7 protein-coding genes are annotated in these 11,425 nt (G+C 55.2%); all 7 read right to left on the bottom strand.

Features of this window, described 5'->3' with window-relative positions:
- A partial coding sequence (locus tag QGH09_09605) for a DUF4175 family protein (protein HJO18439.1) occupies positions 1–3,272 on the bottom strand: 3,272 nt, incomplete at its 3' end.
- 114 nt (positions 3,273–3,386) lie between these two features.
- Entirely contained in the window at positions 3,387–5,459 is a 2,073-nt protein-coding gene (locus tag QGH09_09600) for a BatA domain-containing protein (GenBank protein HJO18438.1), read from the bottom strand.
- Positions 5,459–6,376: a DUF58 domain-containing protein gene (locus tag QGH09_09595; GenBank protein HJO18437.1), complete on the bottom strand. Its 918-nt coding sequence runs from the start codon at positions 6,374–6,376 to the stop codon at positions 5,459–5,461. The genes QGH09_09600 and QGH09_09595 overlap by 1 nt, the downstream gene beginning before the upstream one ends.
- A gap of 5 nt (positions 6,377–6,381) precedes the next feature.
- Entirely contained in the window at positions 6,382–7,416 is a 1,035-nt protein-coding gene (locus QGH09_09590; GenBank protein HJO18436.1) for a MoxR family ATPase, read from the bottom strand.
- 85 nt (positions 7,417–7,501) lie between these two features.
- Positions 7,502–8,296 (bottom strand): DUF4159 domain-containing protein, encoded by a 795-nt coding sequence (locus QGH09_09585; protein HJO18435.1) that lies wholly within the window; start codon positions 8,294–8,296, stop codon positions 7,502–7,504.
- Entirely contained in the window at positions 8,293–9,378 is a 1,086-nt protein-coding gene (locus QGH09_09580) for a hypothetical protein (protein HJO18434.1), read from the bottom strand. Before QGH09_09580 ends, QGH09_09585 begins: the two co-directional genes overlap by 4 nt.
- Positions 9,375–11,425: hypothetical protein (locus tag QGH09_09575; protein HJO18433.1), on the bottom strand; the 2,051-nt coding region annotated here is incomplete at its 5' end. The genes QGH09_09580 and QGH09_09575, both read right to left, overlap by 4 nt.

Genomic DNA, 11,425 nt, shown 5'->3' with positions numbered 1-11,425 from the left:
CGTTGGTCATCGAACTCTCGCAGGGCTTGAATAACAGCATCGAGATCATCCACGGTAACGCCCTGCTGCTCGAGAAGTTGCCTGAGTTTTTGGGCATCCATTGCCTGTTCTCGATATTCACGGCTAAACTGTCGGACCTGGTCTGGTCCTACGTTCCAATCGCTCGGCTCGGCTTGGGTCCAGTTGCCACCCTGGCTCGGCACACCGGTGCGATTACCGCCACCCCTCTGTCCCTGGCCACTTTGCCCACCCTGCTGTAGGTCGCCCTGAGATTGACGTTGCTGCTCATCTTGAACAGGTCCATCTCGCCGTGCTGCCTCACCGACCCGCTGCTCGAGTGATTGGACACCTCGCATCAGATCACGTGTTGCTTCAAGCGCTTCGGCCCACTGGTCTGCTGGATTTTGTCCTATGGCTGCCTCTGCTTCGCTAAGCGCCTGTCGGATCTCTTCAATGTCCGCACCAATTTGTTGTTCGAACGCCCTGGAATACTCTGGCGCGCGGCCCAGGATGACCCCTTTCGAATATCTGATTTTCTCCTTCAGCTTGTTCTTTCTGATCGAGTCGGCAGCTGCCTGCAAGCGTTGGGATGCTTCGCGTTCGTCACGCCGAAACTCGGCTGAGGTGTTATCGAGTTGGCGTTCGAGGCTGGCAACCTCCGTCGACATTTGATCTTTACGTCCCATGAGCGGGCCTACCTGTGTGCGGCGCACTTGTGCATCTTGGTCGAGTTGAGCCACATCGTGGGCAACCTGACGCTCGGCTTCGGCCAGTGCGTCGACACGGTCGAGCGCAGTTGCGATGTTCCGCTTGAGTCGTCCCGACTGTTCCTGTTCCAGCCGACTCTGCGCTTCACGCAATTGCTCGAGTGCCGTGCTCGCGTCAGCCATGCCGTTATCGCCTGGGTCCACCGCTGCACGGCGCATTGCGTCGGCCGCTTTCTGGAGTTGTTGTGCGGCCTGCATTAGGTCGGGGTCGGATTCGTTACGGGCAAGCCGCTCAAGCTGCCGCGCGGCCTCTTCGGTCTCGTTGGCAAGTGCACGTTGACTCGCGCCGCTGCCTGAGGAAGCAGTGCGCTGGCCCCTAGCACGCAAACGCTGTCGCTCAGCCTCTTGTTCTTGCCGTCGCGCCAGTTCCTTTAGCCGCTCGAGTGTTTCATCAAGCTTTGTGTCGGCCAGCTGTTGTTGTGCGCTCTGCAGGGTCTCGTATTGGTTCTGCAACTTATCGAGCTCAAGTTCGAACAAATCAGCGAGATCCTCGGCAGCCGATTGGCGGCCTCCGCTTCCACCACCACTACCTTGCGACTCCATAGCAACACGCACTTCCTCGTAGGTTGCTTCGGCTCGCTGCAGCATTCTGAGCGCGTGCTGCTCCGGCGGTAGTGCGTCCTTGGCGTTTTGGGTTTGCAGGGTCTCCTCAGCCCGCTGCATCGACGTCACTGCCTGTGGAAGGATCTCCGAGATTTCAACAAACGCTGGGTCAACATTTACAACACGGCTGTTCAGCCGACCGAGCAGGGTCTGTACCTCCTCGCGTAGCTTGCCCTGCGCTAACGCTAGGAAAACGACGTTCTCCCGGAACTCCTCGTCAGAATATTTGCTGCGATCACGCACGATGTTAAATGTGGCTGAGACGATTTCACGTTGCTGTTGTGAAAGAGCATCTGGCGATGTAGCTCCACTACCACCTCCCCCGCCCATGCCAGCCTGCGATTCAGCGGGCAGGAAGTTCTTACCGAACGGACGAATCTGAATAAAGTAGAGGTCACTTGTCCCAACGTTGGACTTGTCGCCATTTGCCGAATCGCGTGCCCGTGCGTAGTAGGAAATCAGATCACCAGGCTCGAGACCATATTCCTCGAGAAAAAATGTGTATCCGGCCGAGGTGTCGTATGGCGTATTTTCAGGGTTGTTGAAGAGTTCAAGGACCTTGTCGTCGGAGCCGTTAATCGCATAGACAAGCTCGAGGGCTTGAATGCCGAAATCGTCATTGGCCTTAGCCTCAACAAAAATCTCCTCGATGGACGATGCCGTTATGTCACGCCCTGGCTTCTCGAAACCGACGACGGGTGGTTGGTCATCGAGTACCTCAATTGTGTGCTGTGACGACGCCGTAATCATCACACCGTCGTGGTCCTCGAGATCGATCCGATAAAAGCCGTTCATTTCAACTGTAAAACGCGTCTTGAGCGAACCATCGGATTGGCGGTCCATCGGAAGAATCGTCTCTTCATTGATCACAAACCGGCCACCTAGGGTCTCGGTGGTTGGCACGGCACGGACCCGCACTTCAGTACCACGCAAGACCGCGATGTCGCCCCCATCTTCAATGGTGCGCGGTGGAAGTTCGGTATACGGGGGGAAGTGATACTCGAGTTCGAGGCGCTCGACGAAGGGTATGTCGATGACCTCAATTGTATAGACCTCTGAACGGATACCCGATGACTGGACGAAGTAATCGGTTGCTTCACCAATGTCAAACAGCATCACTTCGTACTGGTTTTCCTTAAAGCCCGTCACAAGCGGCAATGGCTCGTACGGCACACTCGCGTGGGAGCGAGAGTAGAGCTCGACCTTCTCGGTCTCAAAGCCGACGAGCTCGGCCGTAATCACTTGGTCGGTACCACGAGCGATTGTTACGTTACCAGGCGCCACAACGATCTTGTACGGGCTTGCAGTCTCAATGCTCCGATGCGGAAACGCAACTGCCGAAAGACCATGGCGTAGATAACCAGGGCCGAATAGCAATAGCATTGCTGAAGTTACAGCCAGCCCGACCAGTGCGCCTGATGTGCGCTGAAGACTGCGTCGCTCGACAGCGCGTCCAGAATCTATCGAGTCACACTTCTCGACGGCTACCTCGATCAACCGCCGGATGAGCGCTGGCGACATGTCAACGCGGCTGGACACATCGGGCTTACCACTTTCCTCAAGCGCGCTTAAGACGCTCGCCTGAAGGGATGGTTCGTGTTCCTCGAGGTATAGCGCGACTGACTCGTCCGAGACTCGGCGCGACAGCGGAAGCAGAAGTGACCAGACGAGAAGCAACGTCAGCGTCAGGTAAGTAAGTATCCGGAACGTAATGATTGCTGGGGCACTAAAGCGGAAATACTCAAGGCCGAAGGCCGAAAGTAAAAAGGCTACAATGCCGGCCGTGACCATGACGGCCAGGCCACGCAACACGATCTTAAGCCGCCAACGTTGACGGACTTGACGGATGACTCGAAAGAGGTCTTCACGAGGGGATTGCGATTGATGGCCAGTTAACAGCATATCCGTGTGCCCAAGTTATCTCACATTTTCGCCTAGCTTCGCAGAACATCCTGCGGCCATTCATTCCGGTCCATCGGCGCAGCTATCCACGGACGCGCCGCTTATTAACAGTGCCTACCGCACCCTTTGCGATAGCTGGTTTGAGAGCACAGTTTCGGCAGTCAGGAGCAGAAGTGCCGCGACAAGCAGATACCGCCATAATGCCTGCTGTTCCTCCGCGTCTTCGGGACTCCGCTCATGCAGTACCAGATTTCCAAGTCTTTCAGTAACCGCCCGTCCAGTAACCGAACTGGCCAGTTCTTGGGGGTCGAGTGTTGCCAGGTCTGATTCGCTACGATCAGCGTTAACGGCGAGGGCGAGCGGCACGTCGACAACGGCACCAGGTGTGTGTATTTCGTAGAATCCCTGGTGAGTCAATTCAAGGAACACGGAGGAATCAGTGCCTGTGATCGGCAGCCGCGCCCCGGTCGGTGCGACCGCGACCGGGTCATCTCGCCCGAATTCGAGCCGATGGCCACGCGCCGCGTACATGCTCACCACATCGAGTAACTGGGCCGTGGTATGCCATTCGGTTGGTTCGACATACTTGCCAAGGTGCTTTGCCAACTGATGAACGAAGGGCAGATAGACCGGTTTGAGAGCCAAGTCGTTCCAGTAACTATCGAGTGTGGACGCCCACACCAGTACGTGACCCTGCCCGATACGGCGCTCGGCAAGCGCTACCGAGCCATCGGCAAAGCGCGCCAGTACAGACTCGGGATTAGTGACGGTGAATGGTCTCTGCTGAAAGAATTGTGCTGATGAAAGGTCTCCACTGCGGGGGGCGTTGAAGATATCAAACACTGGGTGGCTGTAGTCAACGTAGCCTAGGACGTTGCTCCGACTGCTGAGGCGAGCGGTGGGTGTACCGAACGAGCCAGGCAATACATCGGATGCCTCGGGCGTCCAGCGTACGCTTTCACCGAGGACAGCCAATAGTCCGCCGCCTGCGCCAACAAAGTTGACCAGCGCATTCCCCGTGGGGCCGTCGAACGGCGCAGTGTCATTTAGAATAACGACTGACCGTCCTTCCAGCACATCTGTATTGAGATCGCGAACTGTTATTGTCTCAGTGACGAATGTCGGCGTATTGCCTACGGCAAGGGCGTTCTCGAGGTACAGGCTTGAGTCTAGAGTAGCTGCATCAGGTTTAACGATTAGGACTGAGACCAGCTGGCCGGATGAGACCGTGAAGTGGAACATGTTGTCCTGTAGTAGCGCGTCATCACTGATCCGCACAGTCCCGCGAAGTTGGTCTTCACTCACGATGAACGGATCAAAGCTGACCGTAGCCGTGCCACTGGCTTCTATATCAATCAATTGCGTTGCAACTTCGTGTCCGTCGAGCTCGAGGGCGACCAAGAGATTAGTAACGTTCAGGTCGCTTTGGTTCACCAGTCTAGCCATAGCGGTGGCCTGTTCAGCAGCCGAGAACGGCTCACGCTCGAAGGCTACCGACGTTATCGTCACATTCAATGCATCAGTTCCGTCGATGGGTATCGGTCGGAGTCGGATCCCTTCTTCGAACGAAACAGCCTCGTCTCCGGTCCAGCCGTTTTTTTGGAAATCAGAAATAAGGACCACTTCGCGTTCCGTGAATTCAGATTGCTCGAGGATGCTCTTAGCCAGTTGCAGTGCAGGGCCAAAGCGCGTGATATTTGCACCGACCTCAGCGCGTGCGATCGCCGCGTACACGCTGGCATGATTGACTGACGAACGTCCACCGATTTCGGCGTTCTGTTCGAAAAGCACTAGCGTAGCCAAGTCGTTAGGTCCCAGGGTGTTGATTTCCTCTTGAGCAGCAACCTGAGCCTGTTGCCAGCGGTCGCTGTAGCCCATGCTGTACGAACGATCAAGCAGGACGACAATTTCTCTGCCCCCGTTCAGTGTGCCGGCTAGGCTGGTTGTATCGGTGAAGAACGGTCGTGCGAAAGCCAAAATCAACAAAATAAATGCGGCACAGCGGAGTAAGAATAGCGGCCAATTACGGATCTTCTGCCGGCGCATCGACCGATATGGCACACGCTCAAGGAACATAAGTGATGGGAACGAAATAACCTGGCCACGTTCGCGGTGGGTGAGATGAATCAGCACTGGGACCGCAAGTGCGGCGAGACCGAGGAGCAATAACGGTGCTAGAAATGCCATTAGCGGGCTCTCGCCATCCGTTCACGCGCCGACAGAAACGCAAACAGCGCGTAGTCAATTGGCGTTGAGGTGTTGAACACCGCATAGTCGATTTGTTGTTCGGTGAAGGACTTTGCAAGTGCCGACGTATGTTCTTCAATGAGTTTCTTATACTGTTCGCGGAGGTTCTCGGGCACGATCGGAATCCGCTCACCGCTCTCCATGTCTTCAAAACTGGAAGCGGTATCGTACGGAAACTCGAGTTCAGCCGGGTCGAGAACGTGGAAGACCATCACGTCGTGCCCCTGAGCACGAAATTGTTTTACTGCGCTGAGGATGGTATCTGGTTCTTCGTAGAAGTCAGAGATCAAAGCGAGGATTCCACGCCGCTTAAAAAACTCTGTCATCCGAAACAGCGGATCTCCAAGCAGGCCTGGTCGGCCAGCGATCGCACGATCAATCGTGTGGAATACAACATCAAGATGCTTCGCCGATGGAGGCACTCGCTCGATGATTTCGCTGTCGAATGTGACAATACCCACGCGATCCCGTTGCTGGTTCGCCAGATAGGTGAGCGACGCAGCTAAAAACTTCGCGTAGTCAAGTTTCGAGAGTCCTCCACTTGAGAACCCCATTGACTTCGAGACATCTAGGATTACCGAGAAGTTGGCATTCGAGTCGGCTTCAAATTCCTTTACGTAATAGCGGTCGGTCCGAGCGTAAAGCCGCCAGTCAATACGACGAATGTCGTCGCCAGGCATGTAGCCGCGGTGTTCAGCGAAATCAACTGACACACCTAGGGAAGACGCCTTGTGGATGCCGTTAATGAAGCCGTCTACGAGTATGCGGGCCAGAAGTTCAAGATTACCTATTCGGGCCAACACCTTCGGGTCGACGAATGACGCCCCTGGAATGAGGGTGTGTCTCTGGGTCGCCATGATTCCTACATCCCCGAAGTCGGCACGGTCACCGTATCTAAAAGCTGATCAATGATTTGATCCGTTGTGACACTCTCTGACATTGCGTGGAAATTGGTTAAGACCCTGTGCCGGAGTACGGGATGCGCCAATGCCCGGATGTCATCGAAATTTACGTGATAACGGCCCTCATTAAGCGCCCGCGCCTTTCCTCCCAGCACGAGGTACTGAGCAGCACGAACGCTAGCACCAAACGCAATCCATTTCTTTACGAAGTCGGGTCCATCCTTATCGGCACGGCTCGCGCGGACTAGATTGAGGGCATAGCGCATGACCGGCTCTGAAACCGGCACCTTACGGACAAGTTCTTGGAATTTCACGAGATCGTCGCCGGTGATGGTATGTGAGAACTGAGGGTTCTGGATCGACGTGGTGGTTCGGACGACCTCGAATTCCTCGTCTTCAGGTGGATGTTCAATGATGATATGGAACATGAATCGGTCGAGTTGTGCTTCGGGCAGGGAATAGGTGCCTTCGAGTTCGATCGGATTTTGGGTAGCAAAAACGAAGAACGGCTCTTCTAGGGTGTAGGTGCGACCCTGAATCGTAACGCGATGTTCCTGCATTGCTTCAAGCAACGCCGACTGAGTCTTGGGAGGCGTCCGGTTGATCTCGTCCGCTAGTAGGATATTGGTGAAAACTGGTCCTGGTGAAAAGACCATCTTGCGCCCGCCGGTCTGTGGGTCGTCTTGGATGATGTCGGTACCAGTAATGTCTGATGGCATCAGGTCCGGCGTAAACTGAATCCGGTTGAACTTGAGGTCCAGAACCTGAGCCATTGTCCGGATGATGAGTGTCTTGGCTAAACCCGGCACGCCGACGATCAGGCTATTACCTCCAACGAACAGGGTGAGCAGGATCTCGTGGATCACTTCGTCCTGTCCAATAATCTGCTTCTTGATTTCAGAAATAATCTGGGCACGGCCGGCCTTCATACGGTCGGCGAGCGCCACATCGTCAGGTGATTCAAGGTCAAGCGGTTGATTTTCGAATGCTTCCACGCGTCCCACCTCCGAGCTAGACAAATTTCGTGACTTCAGTGTGTATGTGATTTCTACCCTTTTGTGCAGAGCTGAACAGACATATCTAGTGAGTCATGGAATAAATTATGTAGTTCACGCCGAGTTTGTATGCTTCATTCGACAGCTCGATCGGCGTGAATCCCGTATCCGAGTACTCCCAATATTCGCCGATGTCGTTGTTGTAGTTTGCAATCAACAGTAAACGATTCGTGGGTTCGTTATCCTCGTAGACACCAAAAAAACTTGGTCGACCACCTCGCCGGTAGAACTGGACAAAGTCGAGCGACTCAATCTCGAAGAACGAGTGAAAGATCGGGTGTGAGATGTCAAGCTCGACGAGGGATGCCTCTGGTAGTAGAAGGTTAATCTGCTTTTCGAAGTTGTACCAGTGCCGCCCTCGAAAATCATCGAAAATGAGAAAACCGCCTTTTTCGATGTAGTGACGCAGGGTGAGCGTCTCCTCCTCGGTCATCGTCCAGAAGCCAGGCTCCGACATGTAGGCCAGAGGGTACTTGTAGAGTTCGGGATCGCCGAGTCGAAGAATGTTACCGCCAGTTGGTCCAAGAAACGGTGTAAGGCCAGTGATCTCATTGAGAATCTTCATAAAATTACGCTCGGCGCGTGGGTAATCATGCGCCCATGGTGGAAGCCCTCGGCCACCGAACCTACCGAGGGCCATACCGTACTGCAGCCGAACGAAAGTAAACCGTCCATCGTAGGCGGTGTTCGCCGCGTCAAGTGACACGACTTCACGTCGCCATTGTGTTTCGGCCACCATGCTACTGGCGGCAACGCTGAAAGCGGCCGTGACCACTGCGATCCCAACGAACCAACGGGCCGGGAGTAACCTTATCCTCACGGTTGTGGCACCTCATCTTCAGCGTTCCTGATCTCGCGGTTCTTGAGGGCGAGATCGATAAGTAGCCGCTCGAGTTCCTGTTCGTAAATTGCACTATCCATGCCGTCTCTTAATGTCCGGTGCGCCAACACGCGTTTTTCAATCGCGTTGCGCTCCGCGTAGAGTCCCATAAGAGTTGGATCATCAGTTTCTAATTCTGCCGTGGTGAGTCTCCCGCTTGGAGTGAGGAAGAGCGCTTGCGCGATCCGTCCGTCGGCGCCAGCGGTGAGAGGGTCTGGTTCGTCTGAGCCGTAACCGTCGCCGTTGTCGTCAAGCATTGCGTGTTCGGTTAATAGCAGGCCACTCTCCTCGTATACCCGCGCGACTTGATGCCGCGTATAGTCAAACGCCTCGAGCAACGAGACCCGACCGTCCTTATTGGCATCGGCTACATCATCGATAGCTATTCCATTCACATTGTTGGTGGCAGTAGGCGTTTCGAATTCCGGCACCACCCGCCCTGCGAACGCCTCAACAAAGAACTCGCCAAATATTGTTTCGTTGCGCTCGCGCGCAGTCTTGGTCGCCGTAATGATCGTGCGTTTAGGGCCAGAGAGCCCCGCGATAAACTCACCACTAGCCGTCGCCGTGTTGACGAACACCACTTGTTGATCGCGAAGTTCGTTGAGAGCAACGGCGAAGTCGACAACTGTCGGATCTGGGCCGGGCAGGTTGAAATGGGATACGCTCCCTGAAAATGAACCGTGTCCGATTAAGACAATCAGGACCAGATCATCGAACGCCGCATGTTCGGCCACCTCGGTGATCGCAGTCTGAATATTTTCCCAAGTCGACCGTGCCCGAATCCGATCGGGATCACGGTCAGGTTGCTCAGCGAGAAAAACTACCTGGTCAGCCGGAATCCCGTGCCGGTCAATTGCAGCGTCGACAAGTTGGATGCTCCATTCGTAGAACCGGTCGCGGTACTCTTGGGCACCGCCGAGCCCGGAGACCACGATTACGTGGTTTTGCTCAGCCGACAGCGATATGGGCAGGCCGGTAGCCAACATTAGGCTGAGTAGCACCAACCCTTTGCGGTTCATGACAATCCCCTAATCCGTCGGTATCCCCATTCGCTTCCAACGAGCACGATGAGTAGTAGCAGTAGGATCGGCATATCCCAGAGTTCGAGTTCTTCAACGATGGTGATACCAGCACCGGTGTAGGCGATGTCCTCAGGTAGCGACTCCACGGTGTCGACGGTATAAAAGTGACCACTGGTTTCGTCTGCGATCCGACGAAGGAGTGGAGCACGCATGGCTGAGTCGAAGAATTCGTCGTCGCTGGCAGACGCGAAAAAATACGCCATGTCTGTTCCAACGAGGTTGTCGTTGTTAGTTGCTTCAACGCGGATTCTGTAGAGCCCCTCCTCGGTTGGCGTGATATGACCTTTGTACTCACCGTCGCGCTCGGTCGTCCAGTCGAGCGGTATCTCCACGAAGTCGCCAGAGGGTGATGTCATCTCGGCAATCACCTGGCTATTGTTCATTCTTAAATATGTGCCATCGACAACTTCAGTCAACAGTTCAATTGGTTCGCCGGGCTCTACGTGGTCACGTCGGACACTGGCGACGACTTGGTCAGGCACGCCGTCCACCAACCAGCGGAGCATCCGGCGCCAGAATAGTTCATGCGTCATGTCGTCGGGCGCGACATCAGCATGCATCTGCCACATCCAGGAATCCTGAATCGGCAATGCCAGTGTTTTACCCGCACCGTAGCGTTGGAAGGCAAGAACTATGCGCTCGTCAGATTCACTGGTGCCGGTGAGCAGAGTCGTCGCACCTGGCTTGGTCTCAAAGATCGGGTTGAGGCTTGAAACAGCGGGCAAGTTTTTCCACCGTTTGGCTGAAGCTTCCTCTGTGTCGTCCACTTGCATCACTGGGTGAGTCTGCCCAGCGCGCGTCGGCGAAACGGTGATTTCAGTGAAAGCCGGTTCACCGTCGATTAACAGTGGTTCACCAAGAACAACGGGAAGAATGTCGGCGATCGGCGTGCCGACGTAGCCACCCTCCGCGAACGCACTACGACCGCCAAGCATGAGGAAACCACCACCGCGCTGATTGACGAAGCTGGCAATCATTCGTAGCTGGTCGGGCGTGAAATATCTCGCCTCGATACTACCGAGGATGAGCCCGCGATACTGAAACAACTCCTCTCGGGTTTTCGGAAAGCCACCGACCAGAGTGTCAGCGTCGTCGACATCGAGTCGGAGATACTTGTTGTCGGCGGTACGTTGTAGCACGACGACTTGCAAGTTCTCGTCGTCAGCGACAGCGCGTCGGACGAATTTCACCTCAAACCGTGGCTCCCCCTCGAAATAGAGGATTTTTTCTCGGCGGTCTTCGACGACGATCAGCACCTCCCGCACATTGTTTTGCGTCACCATTTCACCCGCCTGAACAGGGACGCTGAAACGGAAGATCCGAGGGCCTGTCTCGGTCGCTGTGAGCCGCATTCGGACTGTTGCCGGTTCACCATTGGCTGGTAGCTGAACGTCCTCCGTGCTGACAAGCCGACCCTCATCCTCAGCTTGGACAACGATCGAGGTGCCGCTATAGCCAACTTGGCCAATGACTACATCGATGACTAGCGACGTACCCTGAAGCACCGAGCGAGGCATCTCAACTCGACTTAACTGGATGTCTCGCTCAAACGCCTCGTGACCCAAGCCAACCGTATAGACGGGAATTCCGTCGGTACTGAGGCCGCGTAGCGATTCGGTTAGCACCGATTCGGAATTGTCGGCGCCGTCGCTGACGACAACTAGGCCCGATAGCGGGACCCCGCTCAGTTCGTCACGCGCGCGGTTGAGCGCTGATCCCAGGTCGGTTCGGGTGCCTTCATAATCGAGTTCGTTGAGGTCGGTTAACCGTTCGGTGGCGGATGAGAATTTAAAGAAGCGCAAAGCGAAGCGATCGGCCAGAGCAGCACGAAGCCTGCTGGTCTCCGATTCAAAGTTCCGGTCGACGAAGGTGTGTCTAGGCTCATTGTCACGATCAGCGATTTCCATGCTGCGTGAATTGTCGATCAAGATACCGAGGAAGTTTTGCTGCGGCACGATCGAACTCAGCACTAGCACCGGACGGA

This window comes from Vicinamibacterales bacterium (genome assembly GCA_036012125.1).
Lineage (GTDB): Bacteria > Acidobacteriota > Vicinamibacteria > Vicinamibacterales > UBA823 > UBA11600.
This window is presented reverse-complemented; position numbering and strand designations above follow the sequence as displayed.